Below are 18,157 nucleotides of genomic sequence, written 5' to 3'. Positions count from 1 at the left end.
CAATCATATTTAATGCAACACCTTTAATGCGCAGAAGATGCGTCTTTATCCTTACCGCGTATTTTGCCAATGATCGTAATAATGGCGACCATGACCACCCCTACTACTAAGCCAACTAGGCCATTTAACAGCGTCGTTGTCACACTTTCAAACATTCCAGTCAAATGCGCCAAGTTTTCGACGCCATGATGTAAAAAGTCGATACCGTGTACCAAAATACCACCACCGACCAAGAACATAGCCAACGTCCCAGCGATAGATAAAAATTTCATCAGCTTAGGTGCCGCCGATACTAAAAATGCGCCCACCTTCTGCTTAATATTGCCCGATTGCTTCATCAGATGCAGACCAACATCATCCATTCTGACAATCCCAGCCACCAAGCCATACACCCCAACGGTAATCGCTATCGCAATAATGGAGAGTACCAAGCTTTTTTCTAGCAAGCTTGCCCCTGCGGCTGAGCCTAACGCAATGACAATAATCTCAGCAGATAGGATAAAATCCGTGCGGATAGCACCTTTGATTTTTCCTTTCTCAAAAGCGACTAGATCGACGGTTTCATCTGCATTGGCTTGCCGACGCGCATTTTGCTCCTCGTCGTGCGGTAAAATATGCGGCCAAAACTTATGGATGACTTTTTCAGCACCTTCATAAGCCAAGAATAGTCCGCCGCACATGAGTAGAAACGTGACCAAAGGGGGATAGATAGTACTGATTAATAACGCTGCGGGTACTAAAATGAGCTTATTAATGAATGAGCCTTTGGCGACCGCCCAAACCACGGGGAGCTCGCGACTGGCTTTGACACCTGTTACTTGCTCAGCGTTAAGGGCTAAGTCATCACCTAGCACACCAGCGGTTTTTTTTGCGGCCACTTTGGTCATGACCGAAACGTCATCGAGTATTACACTGATATCATCAAGTAGGGTTAATAAACTTGCACCTGCCATACGCGTTCCTTAGCGTGAATTCGCTTAAATTAGTAAATGTTGCAAAATGACGTTAATATTGTCATAAAAGTGATTATAAGCAATAGATTACCTAGACATGAGGCGATATTAAATAGTACAAATGTATTTTATTTTGCAAGGTTTAGCCGCTATCGATGCATTGTATTTACGAGTGGCATAAAAAACAGCCTTTAGAGATTATTAAAAAAAATATGTTAATATAACCTATATTATTACTTATCCTTTATGATCAATACATGCTATAAAACCAGTCAACGTTGCCCTTCTTATCATGCGACTTACTCGTCATGATGGATGGGTCAGAGAATACAAAAAATCCTTTTATTATGAACCCTTGATTAGGCGTGACTGCCTAAAGGAAACACCCTATGTCCTTCTCTCCTTTTTCTAAAGCCATGCCAACTGCTGATAAATTTTCACGCAACCCTTTGTCTCGGGTCATCATGGGTGCCTTATTAGTCATCGTCGCAGCCGGCTGCTCAAACAATAGCGCGGATGCCACCAATAGTAATGCCAGCGTGGTCAACAGTGCTCAAGCCAAAACAAGCAATCCCCCAACCGCTACCGGTAATGATGCCGCTGTGGTTACAGCGCTTCAGGCCAACTTAAACGCTTCTGGTATTGAAGAAAAAATCGTCTCAGCTGTGCCGACAGATATGGATGGTATTTATTGGGTGACTGCTGAAGGACTGCCTGCTTTCTTTACTGATAAATCTGGTAAACACATTATTCAGGGTCAGATTATCGCTGTGGGTGACGCGGCTCCAGTTGATATCAGTGCGGCACTAGTCGCTAGTACCGCGCAAGAAGCGCTAAAAGCCGTCGATAAAAAAGAGATGGTGATTTATCCAGCAAAAGGTACGACCAAAGCCGTTGTTTATGCCTTTACCGATGCAGACTGTGGCTACTGTCGCAAACTACACTCAGAGATGGACGATATCAATGCGCGCGGTATCGAAGTCCGTTATTTGGCATGGCCACGCGGTCAAGAGTCAGTGCCAAAAATGGAAGCTATTTGGTGTAGTCAGGATCGCAAAGCTGCCATGAATCAGGCAAAAATGGGCGCCAATGTACAAGCGCCTAGCTGTGCCAACCCTGTACAAGCGCATATGGCTTTAGGGTCAAGGCTTGGGGTACGTGGTACACCTGCTATCTTCACTGAAGCAGGAGAGCAAGTGGGTGGTTATCTACCAGCCGCAGAATTGGCCCAAGCAGTCGGTGCTATTTAATCGATCGCCATATGATATCTTTGATATTGTTGACCCCAGCGACATTGAGTAGACGTCACAAGCGCTTGTCGGTATGATACGATAAAGCGCGATGCAATATTAGCAATCCCATTTTTATTTGAGCATTTTTTATTCAACTATAATGAAGCAGTTAAACCGGCAGCACTAGATAATGCGCACAGACTGTACGTTTAGTACCGCAAGCTCATTTGACATTGCCACAGCGTTATACTCGCGTCATTATATTTAACCTCTTGAGGATACTGTGAGTAATTCCATCAAACTAGCGATACTTGGTCTGGGCACCGTCGGAACAGGCGTGATCAATCTAATCAACGACAATTTAGATGAGCTAAAACGCCGTAGCGGACGCGACATTATAATCACCGAAGTGGGTACGCGTCGTCAGCGTGATGATATTGATTCAAATATCATGCAAAACAGTGACTTGATGGCAATTGCGGCAAGCGACAATGTCGATATCGTTATCGAAGTGATTGGTGGCACTACCCTAGCCAAAGACGTCATCATGCATGCTATCAAAAATGGCAAGCATGTCGTGACCGCAAACAAAGCATTATTGGCTGAGCATGGCAATGAGATCTTCGCTTTCGCTGAGGCCAACAACGTCCACGTCGCTTATGAAGCGGCGGTGGCAGGCGGTATTCCGATTATTAAGGTGATGCGTGAGGCGCTTGCTGCCAATAAAATTGATTGGCTCGCAGGTATCATCAACGGTACTGGTAACTTTATCATGACCGAAATGCGTGATAAAGGTCGTCCGTTTGCCGACGTACTAAGTGAAGCGCAAGAGCTGGGTTACGCAGAAGCAGATCCCACTTTCGATGTCGAAGGTATTGATGCGGCGCACAAATTGGCGCTACTCGCCTCGATCGCCTTTGGTATTCCCCTACAGTTTGACAAAGTCTACTGTGAAGGTATCACTGGCATTACCCTGCAAGACGTCAACTATGCCGAAGAGCTTGGTTACCGTATCAAGCATTTAGGGTTTGCCGTACGCCGTGATGGTCAAGGCAATGCTGATGATGCTGGTATCGAGCTGCGCGTACACCCAACGCTGATTCCGCAAGACGCGTTGCTTGCTAACGTCAATGGCGTAAAAAATGCGGTGTTGGTCAATTCGCACCCGCTTGGGCAGACGCTATATTGTGGTGATGGCGCTGGCGCTGGTGCAACCGCTTCTGCGGTGATGGCTGACGTCATGGATTTGGTCCGTGTCCTAGGCAATACTGACTGTGACGATCAAGGCAACAGCAATCAAAACAACCACGGCCACCATGTGCCGCATCTTGCGTTTATTCCTGAACAGCTGTCAGACACGCCGATATTACGTGCTGAACAGATGATTACTGGCTATTATTTACGCGTCCATGCTTATGACAGTCCGGGCGTGTTAGCAGATATTACTCGCATCCTAAGCGATGCTGGTATCAACATTGACGCGATTTTGCAAAAGCCTGCTCATAAATTGGGTCAAGTACCTGTCATTATATTGACGCTGCCAGTGGTTGAGAGTCAAATGAATCTGGCCATCGAAAAAATCGAAAAGCTAGATACGATTACCGATAAAGTCGTTCGTATTCGTTTGGATGAGCTTGCTTAGGTCAGAAGTTTGGAACCGATGATTAATGGTTAATAATGGGTGCTTTCATAACTAGGATATGTTCTCATTTTGAATGCTAGAGCCTTCAATCATTGAGGCCTTTAAGTGATTAGCACCTTAGAAATATTGATATAGAGAAAAATAACGATACTTCTAAGCATGGGCTATAACCTTGAATAAAATCTAGAAGTACTCATATTATTAATTAATCACAGTAATTTTATTAAAATATTTTTGTCAAAACAAATGGAAAGGAAGAATAACAATGTCAAATGATGCAATTGTAATTTTAAACGGCGCACGTACCCCAATGGGTGGATTCCAAGGCGCTCTAAAAGACGTGAGTGCGACTGACTTAGGTGCAACAGCGATTAAAGCCGCTGTTGAGCGCTCTGGTGTTAGTCCGGATAATATTGATGAAGTAATTATGGGCTGTATCTTGACCGCTGGTTTGGGTCAAGGCCCTGCCCGTCAGGCCATGCGTAAAGCAGGTCTGTCTGATGCCACAGGTGCTGTCACCATCAATAAGCTTTGCGGCTCAGGTCTAAAAGCAGTCATGCAAGCGCATGATGGTATCAAAGCTGGTAGCTTCAATGTTGCAGTTGCTGGTGGCATGGAATCAATGACCAACGCACCCTACCTCATGCCAGGATCACGTGGCGGCTACCGTATGGGTCACAAAGAAGTCAAAGATCACATGTTCTTAGACGGTCTAGAAGACGCCGAAACTGGTAAGCTAATGGGTATGTTTGCTCAAGAAATGGCCATTGAAAAAGGCTATACCCGTGAGCAGATGGATGCGTTTGCTATCGAATCTCTAAATCGTGCCCTAACAGCTATCAAAGATGGTCACTTCTCAGATGAGATCACGCCTGTTACCTTTGAAACCCGCAAAGGCGAGCAAACGGTCGATACTGATGAGCAACCAGCACTTGCAAACGCTGATCGTATCCCAACCTTGCGTCCAGCATTTGCGAAAGACGGCACGATCACTGCTGCTAATGCCAGCTCAATCTCAGATGGTGCTGCTGCTGTCGTAGTCATGAAAGAGTCACAAGCGCAGGCCGAAGGTCTTGATTATCAAGCTCGTATCGTGGCGACTGCTTCAAACTCGCGTCATCCAAGTGAATTCACCATCGCACCGATCGGTGCAATCGAAAAAGTATTGACGGGTGCTGGCTGGTCAGTGGCAGATGTCGACCTATGGGAAATCAACGAAGCCTTTGCGATGGTCACTATGGCCGCTATGGACGAGCTAAACATCGATCATGCTAAAGTAAACGTCGAAGGTGGCGCTTGTGCCCTTGGTCACCCAGTGGGCTGTTCAGGTGCGCGCATCCTAATAACGCTTATCAACTCCCTAAAACGTACTGGCGGTAAAAAAGGCGTTGCTACGCTATGTATCGGTGGCGGTGAAGCGGTAGCGGTTGCTATTGAATTGCCGTAAGCATCAACCGTACTGGAACGTCGTTTTTTAAATAGAACGCACGATCTGATCTTGTATGTATGTCTTACTTAAAAACCGCATTGCTAATTGCTATGCGGTTTTTTTATGCATAAAAACCTCTCAATAGATGAATAATGTTCTTTACAGTAAGAAATCCTTAACTCAAAAATATATATTTATCCTGTCTTTTACAGCCTATTACACGCGATTACTTCAAGCGCACACTTTGCTACCTTGCTCATGTATCTCATCTAAAATCATGATGTTATGATAATTACAAGTTGATGTAGAAGCTATTTAACACCGCTAGCTACAGTGCTTGATTTTAGTAAAGCAATAAAAGCTCCATAAAAATAATGATTGTTTTAAAAAAATTTGGCTTTATGACAGAACCGTTAATCATTTACTCATATAAAAGGAAGATAATAATGAGCCAACTAATTCGTTTAAAAGATATTCAAGCTACCCACCGTGATCTTATTGGTGACGACTATTATGACCCAACAGGCAAAGTAGCTTATGGCGTCAATGAAGAAAAAATCGGTAAAATTGAAGGCGCTCTAGTAGAAGATACGACTGGCCGCATTCGTTATTTAATCGTCGATGCAGGTGGTTGGTTTAGCTCAAAAGAAGTATTAGTGCCAGCAGGTTTAGCACGTATCGTTGGTGATGACGTATTCTTTGATAGCCTAACGCAAGCGCAAGTAGAAGCAATGGACGTATACGATCACGACTATCAGTACAGTTATAAAGAGCAATATGAAAAAGATCGTCAATCATTCGTTGCTGACAGCGTACCAACAGAAGAGCGTATGGAAATTGCTGATCATAACTACGAAGCGCCAAACACGCTAGAGCTGCTAGAAGAGCGTTTGACCGTTAATAAAGACCGTATCGTCGCTGGTCTGGTAAAAGTTGGTAAGCATGTCGTTACTGAAGAACGCAACGTCGATGTCGAGTTAGAAGAAGAACACGCTAATATCGAACGTACCAATGTCGACCGCCCTACTGATCGTCATATCGGTGACGTGAACGGTAATGAAAGTATCGAAGTAGAGCTATCAGCAGAACGCGCTCGCGTCGGCAAAGAAACCTATGTTTCAGAAGAAGTAAACGTTGGTAAGACGACTGAACGTCATACTGAAACCATCGTTGATACCATTCAACGTGAAGAATTAGACATTGATCGTGATGGTAATGTGGTTGACCGTGAAGGCAATATTGTCGACCGCGACGGTATCACCGCTGAAGATGTACGCCGCGCTCGTGGCATGTAATATGCTAAAAACAGTCGCTGGTTGTTGCAAATTAGATAAGCAAACAAGCAGCAAGTGACCGTTACTAGCAGCTGAGTATTTTACTTAGCTTAGAAAGGCCAGAGCCCATCTCTGGTCTTTTTTTTATATTAGATACTATCTTTTCTAACTTGGTGTAATTTATAAGTTAGTATAAATTTTCTCGCTTGCTGTGTTCTTTACATTCCAAAGACTTCGAAAAATTATCCCGCCAGCGCTGTTTTTTGAAATAAATCGACTATATGATGACGTTAACCGTCATTGGTAAAATTGATGTTCTATAATAAAAAATCTTCAACAATGTATTTTTGGAATCTATTTACTAATAACAAGGAAGACTAAAATGACAGCTAATAATGATAATAACCGTTTAAACCAAGCAGTGAATACTGAGGAAACGCTAGCAACTGACACAAATACGCCTATTGCTGATCATGGTGTTGAGACTAAACAAAGTGGTGAAAATGAACTTACTGCGCCCAATCATGACAAAGATCCACTTACTGCTTTGAACCAAAGAGGAAATGGCGGGCGTTTAGAATTATTAGAAGAACGCCCTGTCATCAATAAAGAACGCTTAGATGTAGGCAAGGTAACTGTCACTAAGCACTCTCGAACCAAGACGATTCAAGTGCCGATTGAGTTAGTAGAAGAATATATTACCGTCCGTACTGAGTATCATGATGCTGAAAGTCAGGATTTACTGTCGGGTAATTACGATGATAAAGACATACTGCGCCATGTTGAGCCAGCACTTGATAGCAGAGCAGTTATCACTATCAATGATAAGCAGGTTGAAATCGGTGATGAGCCCGTAGAAATCATCTTATCGCGTCAAGTGGCGACCATCACCAAAGATACCTATGTCATTCAAGAAGTTGACGTCAACAAAAGCACGCATACGCATACTGACCGTATTGAAGTCGAGCTCAAGCATGAAGAGCTAGAGGTAACAGAGGAAGGATTTTTGGAGCATGAGCGCACACCTACTCATAAAAAATAGATGGCCTTTGTGAATAACTCAAAAATCAGAGATAAAAAAAGCAACGACAACGTTGCTTTTTTCTTGAGAGCTTACTGATAGCATTCACAAAAATGAGAGTAGCAAGGAAAACGAATGAAATTACTACCTACTGTAGACTAAACGAGTTTGACGAAGCTAGGGCGTGTCCTCATTTTGCTTTTTGGATTTGGTATTATTATGATGTTTTCTTACATTCATAAGTGCTCACAGTAGCGGCATCTGCACCTGCTGTTCGCATCACACCGGTTTCGCGCGCTTCATGTGCCACACGCCACTGAACAAAACCTGCTTTCCCATCCATACCAGTCGCGGCCTCAAATACTTCAGGATTGCTGGCATCATTGGTTTTCATCAAGGTTGCTGTTCCTTGAGCGGTAGCAAGGACCACTTGATTATCAGCATCTTTATAAGTCGCTTCGACTTGTAGTTCAGGGGCACACAAATAATTTATTTGTGTCACACCACCATTCACTGAGGCAACCGTATCGTTCTCGACCTGACTGGCTGACGCATCTGTAGGAGCGACGATCACATCATTAGGTTCGGCAGGTTCAGCAGACATAGGCACAGATTGCTCCGCACTTATATCGTCTTCTAAGCTTTGTTCAGGCTCTTGCTTTTGCTGACAGGCACCAACGGTTAACGCGCCAGCCAATAAAGCTGTCATCGCAACAGAGGTACGCAACTGTTTTAATCGTTCTAAACTCATAATACTCTCCCAAATAGATATGTTAAACACTATAGCGTGTCCATAAATTCACGCCTATGCTGAATTTGTAAGTAATCAATACAAAGTGTTTGGGCATTTCATAAGAGCATGCTCTGACCATAAAATATAGTTTAACCATAAAAAGACGGTCTAACGAATATAAGAAAGCCCCTATCTAAATTAGATAAGGGCTTTCTTATTGGTTTATCAGTCTATAAACGTGAGCTTATGGCAACTAATGACTAGGGCGTGTCATCAATTAGCACATGAATACATTTAGTGGTCTTAAAATGGCTAAATTTAGCCAAACATCGTCAGAAATCTTGTCAATATGTTCATATTTACGGCAATTTCTTCCTTGTTTGGCTGCAATTTTCCTCATTTTAAGTCTCACAATCTAAATGATGACACGCCCTAGATTTTGCCATGGCACTGTTTATACTTAAGTCCTGAACCACAAGGACAAGGTGCATTACGGCTGATGTTCATACCAGCGTAAGGGTTAGGCTCATTAGCATGACCACCATTACCAGCCACAGCAGCACTCATGCCAGCTGCCGCAACACCGCCACCAGTGCTGCGGTTCTGTGATTGCGGTTGACCAGCTGGACTGTTCGAGCTACTATCCAAATTATCCACATCATCATGCTCGAATTGCATGCGCATATGCGCAGCATTCTCACGCTGCTGAATCTCTAATGCTTCTAACTCTTCTTTGGTTGGAATATGCACACGTGATAAATCTTGTACGGTCTCTGATTTAATCGCCCCTAGCATCATTTGGAACAACTCAAATGATTCACGCTTATATTCTTGCTCAGGGTTTTTTTGCGCATAACCACGCAGATGAATGCCTTTACGCAGCTGATCCATTTGCGTCAGATGTTCTTTCCAATGTTTGTCTAGGCTCTGAAGCATAAAGTGACGCTCAAGCTGGGCAGCATCTTTTTCACCCATCTGCTCACGGCGACCATGATAATGATCCAGTGCTGTCTGAATGATTTTGGCGCGTAGCCCTTCTTCATCCAGGCGGCGATCTTCATCTAGCCAATCATTAATAGGCATTGATATCTTAAATTCATCTTCAAGCTCATCTTCTAGACTGTCAACATTCCATTGGTCATCGATAGATCCTGGCGGAATAAATTGGCTGATCATGGCGTTATAGACTTCATGATGCATGATTTCAATGGCTTCTAACAAATCCATATCTGCTAACAAATCATCGCGCTGACCGTAGATGACTTTACGCTGCTCATTGGCAACATCATCATATTTGAGCAAGTTTTTACGCGCATCAAAATCGCGGCTTTCTACTTTGCCTTGGGCGTTTTCAATCGATTTTGAGACCATTTTATGCTCAATGGCTTCATCTTCTTTGAGACCCATGGCACGCATCATATTTACGACACGATCGCCTGCGAAGATACGCATCAAGTCATCTTCGAGCGATAAAAAGAAACGTGACATACCAGGGTCACCTTGACGACCAGCACGACCACGTAGCTGATTATCAATACGGCGCGATTCATGACGCTCAGAACCAATGATATGCAAACCACCCGCGGCAACGACTTGGTCATGCCTGACTTGCCATTCCGCTTTGAGGCGCTTCATCTCTTCTGGGCTGACAGAGTCAATGTCTTCGATAAACGATTGCCAGTTACCACCAAGAATAATATCTGTACCACGACCAGCCATGTTGGTGGCAATCGTGACAGATTTTGGGCTACCCGCTTGCGCGATAATTTCTGCTTCACGCTCATGCTGCTTGGCGTTTAGAACGTTGTGCTTGACGCCTTCTTCATCGAGCAAATAAGACAATTCTTCACTGGCTTCAATCGTCGCGGTACCCACCAAGACTGGCGCACCTTTGGCTTGAATCTCTTTGATTTCGCGGATAATGCCTTTGTATTTGCCTAACTTGGTTAAGAAAATCTGGTCATCCATATCGATACGCGCAATCGGCTCGTGCGTTGGGATAACGATGACATCTAAGTCATAGGTTGACTTAAATTCTGCCGCTTCAGTATCAGCCGTACCCGTCATACCGGATAGCTTTTCATACAGACGGAAGTAATTCTGGAATGTCGTTGTTGCCAGCGTTTGGTTTTCTGCTTGAATCTCAGCATTTTCTTTGGCTTCTACCGCTTGATGCAGACCTTCTGACCAGCGACGACCCGGCATGGTACGACCGGTATTTTCATCAACGATGACCACTTCGCCTTCATCGACAATGTAATGAACGTTTTTGACAAACACATGATGAGCACGAATGGCAGCTTGTACGTGAGCCAACAATGGCAAACGGCTTGGGCTATATAAACTTTCGTTTTCGCCAAGCTCGCCCACTTCAATTAAGAAGCGCTCAATTTTTTCATAGCCTTTTTCGCTAATCTCAATCTGACGGTTCTTTTCATCAATCCAAAAATCTTCTTCTTCGTTGTTCTTGTTGGCTTCTTCATCTTTTGAACGGATTAGCACAGGAATAATGGTATTAATCAACGCATACATACGTGAAGAATCTTCGGCTTGACCCGAGATAATCAACGGCGTACGAGCTTCATCAATTAAGATAGAGTCAATTTCATCAATAATACAGAAGTTTAATGAGCGCTGCTTTTTCTCGCCTAAACTAAACACCATGTTATCGCGTAGATAATCAAAGCCATATTCATTATTGGTACCGTAAGTGATATCGGCTTGATAAGCATCAATCTTTTCTTGTGGCGGTTGCTGCGAATAAATGACCCCAACCGTCATGCCCAAAAAGCTAAATAATGGACGGTTCAATTCAGCATCACGCGCTGCCAAATAATCGTTGACCGTGACCAGATGCACACCTTTACCGCTGATGCCATTTAGATACATGGCTAAGGTACCCATTAAGGTTTTACCCTCACCGGTTTTCATCTCAGCGATTTTGCCTTCGTGCAAGGTGATACCACCGATCAGCTGCACATCGTAGTGACGCATGCCATTGACCCGTAGTGACGCTTCACGGCAGACGGCAAACGCTTCTGGTAACAATGCATCTAAGCTCTCACCTTTTTGATGGCGGGCTTTAAACTCTTCGGTTTTTTGCTGTAATTGCTCATCAGACAGGGCTTGTATTTCAGCTTCTCGTGCGTTGATCTTGCTGACCACTTTGCGCATGCGCTTTAGTTCGCGGTCATTTTTGGTGCCAACGACACTGCCTATAATCTTTGATAACATAATTTTTTGACCTATGGAAATATTCGATAATTAGTGCGCATTAGCTAAGGTTTAGTGTGCTGCCTTGTCATCCTTGTCATCACCCGACTAAGTAACGCTTAACAAAGCACTGATTAACAAAGCACTCATGAATAAGATACTGCCTGATAACATGTCGCCTAATGAAGTATCGCCCAACTAAGTGTGCCGTCATTATATATGGTTATGGCGCTGATGGATACAAGGGCAGCGAGCAGATATTTGCCAACGTAAAAGTGGCGCAGGACGTGTTAAAATAGCGCTTATACCTTTAAGGTACTTAGCTTTTGAACGCCTCGTTCAAAGCCATAGTTTGATGACTATTCATTCTTATAACCACATCATTTCACCCATCGTAAACTTATCTAAGAACCACAAGAGACCGTGCATGACTGTCAAACCAATCGCTCAAAGCCCTCATTCACCTGAACCGTTAGTCATAGGTGACGCCGTTTATCATTTAGCAGACCATACGCCAATGATGGTGCAATATCTAACCATGAAAGCCAATTATCCACAAGCGCTACTGCTGTACCGCATGGGTGATTTTTATGAGTTATTTTTCGATGATGCCAAGCGCGCGGCACAAATACTTGATATCACGCTCACTCGCCGTGGTACGGACAAAGCAGGCAACACGATTGCGATGGCAGGCGTACCGTTTCATGCGGCTGACAGCTATATGGCACGGCTGATTGCGGCTGGGCAGACAGTCGTCGTCTGCGAGCAAATCGACGAATCAACCACTGGCAATGCGAGTAATAAGTCCAATACGCCTACGATGGGCGATAAGCAGAAAAAAGATAAAAGCAAATCGACTGCTGGCAGTATTATGCGTCGTGAAGTGGTCAAAACTCTGACGGCAGGTACAATTACCGATGATGCATTAATTGCGCCAAACCATACCCCTACTGTGGTCGCCATTGATATTGCTATGCCTAAATTGAATAGCAATCAGCCACTACAAGCTGCCATTAGCCAAATGGATTTAGCTGCTGGCACGTTGACCACCCAAAGCCTAACAGCGGATAAAAATGATATTGAAGGCTTACAAACCCAAATGCTCACGGTGCTCGCACGCTTCGCGCCCAGTGAATGTATCATTAGCGAAGTACTCAGCAATAGTATTAATGGTACTGATGCAGAATGGCTGCTGTGGCTACGTCAAAATCTTGACTGTCCTATTATCGAAGTCGCTGCCAATGATTTTCACCGTGAGCATGCCAGCACAACCCTCTGTCAGCAGTTTGGCGTGCAACGTCTCGATGGTCTAGGGATTAACGACGCCCCATTAGCTCAATCTAGCTGTGCAGCATTGATACATTATGCGCGGCAAACCCAGCAGCGTCATGTACCACAAGTCAATCAACTCATCGTTGAGTATAATGATGATTACTTAATCATCGATGCCAATAGTCAGCAAAACCTTGAGTTATTTACGCCTGTCAGCAACAGCGGCACTTCATTGATATCGGTGCTGAACCAGTGTCAGACCCCAATGGGTAGACGATTGCTGGTACAGCAGATGAAGCGCCCTCTACGTCAGCATTCACGTATCAATATGCGCCTAAATGCGATAACCAGTCTGTTGCAGACAGACAATCAAACTGACGAAAATAAAGAGCTTAAGCAAAATTTAGAAAGTAATTCATTAGTCAGTAACTTACGTGAGACCCTAAATGCCATCGGCGATATTGAGCGAATCAGTAGCCGAATCGGTCTGATGAGTGCCAAACCTCGTGACTTACGTAAGCTTGCCGACGGTATCGCCAGTAGCGCGCAGATTACTACTCTACTGATAAATTCAGGCATTAGCCATGAGCAGTCAGGACTGTTGCCGATGCTGATGCAGCAATTACCCGACCAGTTACCTGCGGTACAGTCCGTCGCCGAGCTGATTGAGCGTGCCATTATCGCAGAACCGCCCGCCCATATTCGTGATGGTGGTATGCTTGCAGCTGGCTATGATGAAGAGTTTGATCGTTTGACTCATCTGCATGACAATATCCAAGTGACCTTAGATGAGATGGTAGAGCGTGCGCGTCAAGAGAGCCAATTACCCAGCCTAAAAGTGGGCTTTAATAAAGTCAGCGGTTTTTATTTTGAACTCCCAAAAATGCAGGCAAAAAGTGCACCGGCGCACTTTATCCGTCGGCAAACGCTGAAAAGCAGCGAACGCTTTATTACTGATGAGCTAAAACAGGTCGAGACCGAGTATCTGAGTGCACAGACATTAGCATTGACTCGTGAAAAGCAGCTATATAATGAACTGTTAACCATTTTAAGCAGCCACTTAGCCGAACTACAACAGCTGAGCGCTGCGATCGCCCAGTTAGATGTGCTTAGCAATTGGGCACAGCTCGCAACCATTTATGACTGGCAACGTCCAGCCATGAGCAATGACTCAAAAGATGATAGTGGCTTAAACAACAATCACTCGAAGAATGGCTTGAATAATAACAGTCAAACCCGTATCGATATAAAAGCAGGTCGTCATGTCGTCGTCGAAGCCGTACTAAATCCAACTAACCTTGGGAATAGCACCAGTTCAAACAGTCATGCAAAACATACTAGCCAGTTCGTTGCCAATGATTGCGCACTTGGTAGCGCTGAAAACTCTGAGCGTCTATTGATGATTACTGGTCCTAATATGGGTGGAAAATCGACCTATATGCGCCAAACAGCGCTAATCGTCCTACTGGCGCATTGCGGTAGCTTCGTCCCAGCAGCTAGTGCTCATATCGGTGATATCGACCGTATCTTTACCCGTATTGGCTCGGCTGATGATTTAGCAGGTGGTAAATCAACCTTTATGGTGGAGATGATTGAAACTGCTAACATCCTGAATCAAGCAACGAGTAAATCACTTGTATTGATGGATGAAGTTGGGCGCGGTACAGCTACTACTGATGGTCTGGCAATTGCTCATGCCTGTGTCAATCGCTTGGTCGAGATTGGCTGCCTGACCTTATTTGCCACTCATTATTTTGAGCTGACGCAATTGTCAAAGGATGGTGAAGCCAATCATGCTAACATTCGTAATGTCCATGTCGCTGCCAGTGAAGTCGATGGTCAGTTGCTGCTACTACATCAAATTCGCGAAGGTGCCGCCAGCTCTAGCTTTGGATTGCACGTCGCAAAGATGGCTGGCATTCCTATTCAGGTATTAAATGATGCCAAGCGTTATTTAGTAGATAACTTGAAAATAAATAGCGTAAAAACAGAAAATGAAAAAGTTGTTGTTGATAAAGTTGATGACAAAAATGACTTAGCTAATTCAGTAAAGGATAAACGCCAGCAGGCTTATGATGGTCATCCTCTAGACCAAGAGGCGATTCATATTACTCAAACATCAAACACACTCAACAATACACAGCAAAATCAGCTGTTTAGCTTACAAGATGAACTAAGCACCATTAACCCTGACAACCTAACACCGAAGCAAGCACATGACCTTCTCTATCATCTTAAGAAATTCATTAGTCATTAAAGGGAATTGTCAAATAGCCTTAAAGGCGCTAAAATATGTCCTATCCTAATATAAGAATTTTCATCTATTTATTAGCTCAACCAATAACAGGTAGACATCACTATGACCTTTGTCGTTACAGATAACTGCATTCTTTGCAAATACACCGACTGTGTGGAAGTCTGTCCTGTGGACTGCTTTTATGAAGGCCCAAACTTCCTCGTCATCGATCCTGATGAGTGCATCGACTGCGCGCTATGCGAGCCTGAATGTCCGGCCAATGCCATCTTCTCAGAAGACGAAGTACCAAAAGATCAAGAAATGTTTACTCAACTAAACGAAGAGCTGGCACAAAAATGGCCAAACATCACTGAGATGAAAGGTCAAATGCCAGAAGCTGAAAAGTGGGATGGCGTACAAGGTAAGATTCAATATTTAGAGAAGTAGGTTTTAAAGTTGTATTACCGAAGTAGGCTGGGCACACTGTCCAGCCTTTTTGTTTATCTAAATCCTGCTCTAATGCCTATCTCGTAGGCTGTGGCTTTAGCCCAGCATTATGATATTACAAAGTTTGGGCTGGGCTAAAGCCACAGCCTACGCTTACTATCTAACGTAACCTTTGTCTACACAGACGCCGCTATAATTCCAAATTAGGCTACCAGCCGCTCCTACTAACGGAGATAGCTTGCAAGTTTCTGGTACAGTAGTTCCCACACCTTTAATGCCTCTATAAGTATTAGGTATGGCAGTAATTACTGCCGTATTTTCTGTAATAGTCACTGTGTTAAGCACTTTTTCTGTAACACCTGAAGGCAGCGATTCGTCGATCTTGCCTACCGTATCACACTTAGTTAGAGTCTTCTTCACGGCATAGCAATTATCAATTGCTGTCTTAGCAGCTGTCATGCCTACAATAACTTCTGTGTAAGCAGCTTTCTTAATATAGTTTTGGTAAATCGGTATGGAAATCGCAACCAAAATACCTATGATGACGATCACAATCATTAACTCTATTAAAGTAAAGCCAGATTGCATTCTATTATAGTGAGTTGTCATTGATTTCATAGTGACCCATAATGGCTAAAATATCGTAAGCATTCATTTATTAATACATACATCGTACCAGCAGTGTTAATAGTTATAAAAAAAGCCAAACATTACGTTTGGCTTTTGATATTAAAGGAGATGCTTTGTAGGCTTGGCATTTTGCCCAGCATCACAACCTTGCGTGATTTGAGCTGGGCTAAAAGCCCAGCCTACGCTTGCTATTATTAAATAGCAAGATTACGAATTACGACATTCAGCTGGTACATATTTATAGCTATCCGAGCCTGTAGAACATACCCAAGAGATACCAGGATTATTGCTAGCGACTACTTCTGCTGTTCCACCAGCATCAATATCTCCAACTGCATCTTCTCCAAGTACATCAGCAGTTGGAGTTAGCTTTAACGCTACCCCTTTACCTTTATCATTCATTTTTGTAGTAATAGCACCAGTATTTGGATCACATTTAAGACTGACAACATTACCTACACCTTTATCAGCTGCATCTGTGCCATCTTCTTTGGATTCAAATTGACTCACTCCTGCGCAAGCTTCGCCTTTAGGGATTACACCACCGTTAACAGTAATATTTTCTGCTACCGTGGTTTTAGCACCGCCAGCAACGACAAGTGCTTCAGATACACGAGCACGAACCGTATAATCTTGATACGCAGGTAGCGCAATCGCAGCCAAGATACCGATAATCGCGATAACGATCATTAGCTCGATTAGGGTAAAACCTTTTTGTGCAGTGTTCATAAGAATTCCTTTTGGGGTATATAAAGATAAAGTGGCTAATTGTTGATATTGGCGCATCTTATCTTTAGGGATATGATAAATTTCTTTCTTACTATAACTGCTGCAGGTAGCGTGCCAAAACATCGCTATTATTGTTTTTATAGCTAAAATACGGCTATAACTCCTAGTTTCGGCATCACTCAGACATTTATTGTTTATTTATCCTTACCTACCGTTACCAATGTTACTACCAACCTACTGAAAATTGTCAACTGATATACTTTTAAGAGCAAATAGTAATTTTGGCTGACGTTTTTTGTCATGACACATGTATATGACAATTATTTCCATTCGCTACATGGATCGCTATAGGTCTTTCTACATTTCTTTCCAGTGCTATCTAACGTTAAGCTACCATCATTTACCATGCGCTGACCTGCAACTGGTATAGCTCTAATCGTCCAGTCACGCCCTCCTAATGTACCCGTACTTGTCGTCCAGCTTGTCTCTCCCCATGTTCCTGTACCGACTATGACGGTATAGAGCCTCGTTCCCGAACTGGGGAAATTTACACTACCATCACTTGCAGGAGTGCCTGACAATACAGAAGATAAAGGTATTCTGTCATAGCGTTTGTAGTTTATTTTATTAGACTCGATGCGACTGGCGATTTGCTGCATCTCGCTCATCATTTCCGCACGATTGGTTCGCTCGATGTAACCTTGATAGCTGGGATAGGCAATGGCTGCTAAGATACCGATGATGGCCACGACGATCATCAGCTCTATCAGCGTAAAGCCTCCTTGCTGCATTGTCTGAGTAGATGAGTGTCGATCTAGGGTGAGCTTTTTTGTCTCTAGTGACAACGTTACCATGTCGTCGCTCCTGCACCGCAGTTGAGATCGGATACCGCTATGCTCGTCGTACTACCACAGCGGAGTCCTCGGCTATTGAATAAGAAGTTATCCGCCCCTGTTATATTGACAGGCGTGGCGAGCATCACCCAATTGTTAGCGAGCTGACCTGCGCCTTGTAGCGTGCTAAAAGCACCTCCATTGATGGTACCTAGAGTGATAGTATAGCGCGGATCGGCTGCAGGCAAATTGATCACCCCCGCATTGCTGATGGTGTCGGTTCTAGGCTCGAAGCCTCTATAGGTCAGTGCTTTCGCACGCCACTGCTCCAGCTCGACACTTAGCGTCATCATCTTGCGCTGTGCGTCGGACTCAGCATTACGAATGATAAAAGCGCGATAGCTCGGTAGCGCAATCGCTGCCAAGATAGCAACGATTGCGACTGTGACCATCAGCTCTATTAACGTAAAACCCATCTGCCGAGTGATAGAGCTATTTGCTTTTATACACATG

The 18,157-nt window shown here is 43.9% G+C and carries 14 protein-coding genes; 7 read left to right on the top strand and 7 right to left on the bottom strand.

Annotated elements, in window-relative coordinates:
• Positions 1-23 precede the first annotated feature (23 nt).
• The gene (locus ACTQ9T_RS08190) at positions 24-953 is read right to left on the bottom strand and encodes a DUF808 domain-containing protein (protein WP_201592642.1); all 930 of its coding nucleotides are present in this window, start codon (positions 951-953) and stop codon (positions 24-26) included.
• Positions 954-1,342: 389 nt separating this feature from the next.
• Here ACTQ9T_RS08190 and ACTQ9T_RS08185 point away from each other — a divergent pair, with 389 nt between their 5' ends.
• From ACTQ9T_RS08185 to ACTQ9T_RS08165, 5 genes are all read left to right on the top strand, one after another.
• Complete coding sequence (locus ACTQ9T_RS08185) at positions 1,343-2,203, top strand: DsbC family protein (protein WP_440464735.1); 861 nt, start codon at positions 1,343-1,345, stop codon at positions 2,201-2,203.
• A 265-nt stretch (positions 2,204-2,468) separates the two neighbouring features.
• A complete protein-coding gene (locus ACTQ9T_RS08180) occupies positions 2,469-3,827 on the top strand; it encodes a homoserine dehydrogenase (protein WP_439292708.1) in 1,359 nt (452 codons plus the stop codon).
• Positions 3,828-4,092: 265 nt separating this feature from the next.
• Entirely contained in the window at positions 4,093-5,274 is a 1,182-nt protein-coding gene (locus ACTQ9T_RS08175; protein ID WP_440464734.1) for a thiolase family protein, read from the top strand.
• A gap of 428 nt (positions 5,275-5,702) precedes the next feature.
• Positions 5,703-6,551 (top strand): DUF2382 domain-containing protein, encoded by an 849-nt coding sequence (locus ACTQ9T_RS08170; RefSeq protein ID WP_440464733.1) that lies wholly within the window; start codon positions 5,703-5,705, stop codon positions 6,549-6,551.
• Positions 6,552-6,912: 361 nt separating this feature from the next.
• The gene (locus ACTQ9T_RS08165; RefSeq protein ID WP_440464732.1) at positions 6,913-7,572 is read left to right on the top strand and encodes a YsnF/AvaK domain-containing protein; all 660 of its coding nucleotides are present in this window, start codon (positions 6,913-6,915) and stop codon (positions 7,570-7,572) included.
• 196 nt (positions 7,573-7,768) lie between these two features.
• Here the strand turns inward: ACTQ9T_RS08165 and ACTQ9T_RS08160 are convergent, their stop codons facing one another.
• Positions 7,769-8,302 (bottom strand): hypothetical protein, encoded by a 534-nt coding sequence (locus ACTQ9T_RS08160; protein WP_440464731.1) that lies wholly within the window; start codon positions 8,300-8,302, stop codon positions 7,769-7,771.
• A 414-nt stretch (positions 8,303-8,716) separates the two neighbouring features.
• Entirely contained in the window at positions 8,717-11,518 is a 2,802-nt protein-coding gene (gene secA / locus ACTQ9T_RS08155; RefSeq protein WP_440464730.1) for a preprotein translocase subunit SecA, read from the bottom strand.
• 406 nt (positions 11,519-11,924) lie between these two features.
• Here secA and mutS point away from each other — a divergent pair, with 406 nt between their 5' ends.
• Together mutS and fdxA are read left to right on the top strand one after the other, a co-directional pair.
• Positions 11,925-15,026: a DNA mismatch repair protein MutS gene (gene mutS, locus ACTQ9T_RS08150; protein WP_440464729.1), complete on the top strand. Its 3,102-nt coding sequence runs from the start codon at positions 11,925-11,927 to the stop codon at positions 15,024-15,026.
• A gap of 102 nt (positions 15,027-15,128) precedes the next feature.
• On the top strand, positions 15,129-15,452 hold the full coding sequence (gene fdxA / locus ACTQ9T_RS08145) for a ferredoxin FdxA (protein ID WP_194620754.1): 324 nt from the start codon (positions 15,129-15,131) through the stop codon (positions 15,450-15,452).
• Between the two features lie 156 nt (positions 15,453-15,608).
• On the opposite strand, the gene ACTQ9T_RS08140 is transcribed toward fdxA, so the two are convergent.
• The 4 genes from ACTQ9T_RS08140 to ACTQ9T_RS08125 form a co-directional block, all read right to left on the bottom strand.
• Positions 15,609-16,070 carry a pilin gene (locus tag ACTQ9T_RS08140; RefSeq protein WP_440464728.1) on the bottom strand — a complete coding sequence of 154 codons (462 nt, stop codon included), beginning with the start codon at positions 16,068-16,070 and terminating at the stop codon, positions 15,609-15,611.
• Positions 16,071-16,289: 219 nt separating this feature from the next.
• A complete protein-coding gene (locus tag ACTQ9T_RS08135) occupies positions 16,290-16,811 on the bottom strand; it encodes a pilin (protein WP_440464727.1) in 522 nt (173 codons plus the stop codon).
• A 320-nt stretch (positions 16,812-17,131) separates the two neighbouring features.
• Complete coding sequence (locus ACTQ9T_RS08130; RefSeq protein WP_440464868.1) at positions 17,132-17,602, bottom strand: type IV pilin protein; 471 nt, start codon at positions 17,600-17,602, stop codon at positions 17,132-17,134.
• A gap of 56 nt (positions 17,603-17,658) precedes the next feature.
• Positions 17,659-18,156 (bottom strand): type IV pilin protein, encoded by a 498-nt coding sequence (locus ACTQ9T_RS08125; protein ID WP_440464726.1) that lies wholly within the window; start codon positions 18,154-18,156, stop codon positions 17,659-17,661.
• Position 18,157: the final 1 nt, after the last annotated feature.

Source organism: Psychrobacter sp. ASPA161_6 (assembly GCF_051970285.1).
GTDB classification, from domain to species: Bacteria; Pseudomonadota; Gammaproteobacteria; order Pseudomonadales; family Moraxellaceae; genus Psychrobacter; species Psychrobacter glaciei.
The sequence above is the reverse complement of the archived record's forward strand: the minus strand, read 5'-3'. Positions and strand labels throughout refer to the sequence as shown.

What these genes read in the sequence shown, in the direction of transcription:
- fdxA (WP_194620754.1), top strand. Translation starts at nt 15,129, where the DNA reads ATGACCTTTGTCGTTACAGATAACTGCATTCTTTGCAAATACACCGAC.
- mutS (WP_440464729.1), top strand. Translation starts at nt 11,925, where the DNA reads ATGACTGTCAAACCAATCGCTCAAAGCCCTCATTCACCTGAACCGTTA.
- ACTQ9T_RS08125 (WP_440464726.1), bottom strand. Translation starts at nt 18,156, where the DNA reads ATGTGTATAAAAGCAAATAGCTCTATCACTCGGCAGATGGGTTTTACG.
- ACTQ9T_RS08165 (WP_440464732.1), top strand. Translation starts at nt 6,913, where the DNA reads ATGACAGCTAATAATGATAATAACCGTTTAAACCAAGCAGTGAATACT.
- ACTQ9T_RS08135 (WP_440464727.1), bottom strand. Translation starts at nt 16,811, where the DNA reads ATGAACACTGCACAAAAAGGTTTTACCCTAATCGAGCTAATGATCGTT.
- ACTQ9T_RS08170 (WP_440464733.1), top strand. Translation starts at nt 5,703, where the DNA reads ATGAGCCAACTAATTCGTTTAAAAGATATTCAAGCTACCCACCGTGAT.
- ACTQ9T_RS08175 (WP_440464734.1), top strand. Translation starts at nt 4,093, where the DNA reads ATGTCAAATGATGCAATTGTAATTTTAAACGGCGCACGTACCCCAATG.
- ACTQ9T_RS08130 (WP_440464868.1), bottom strand. Translation starts at nt 17,602, where the DNA reads ATGCAGCAAGGAGGCTTTACGCTGATAGAGCTGATGATCGTCGTGGCC.
- ACTQ9T_RS08160 (WP_440464731.1), bottom strand. Translation starts at nt 8,302, where the DNA reads ATGAGTTTAGAACGATTAAAACAGTTGCGTACCTCTGTTGCGATGACA.
- ACTQ9T_RS08190 (WP_201592642.1), bottom strand. Translation starts at nt 953, where the DNA reads ATGGCAGGTGCAAGTTTATTAACCCTACTTGATGATATCAGTGTAATA.
- ACTQ9T_RS08140 (WP_440464728.1), bottom strand. Translation starts at nt 16,070, where the DNA reads ATGAAATCAATGACAACTCACTATAATAGAATGCAATCTGGCTTTACT.
- secA (WP_440464730.1), bottom strand. Translation starts at nt 11,518, where the DNA reads ATGTTATCAAAGATTATAGGCAGTGTCGTTGGCACCAAAAATGACCGC.
- ACTQ9T_RS08185 (WP_440464735.1), top strand. Translation starts at nt 1,343, where the DNA reads ATGTCCTTCTCTCCTTTTTCTAAAGCCATGCCAACTGCTGATAAATTT.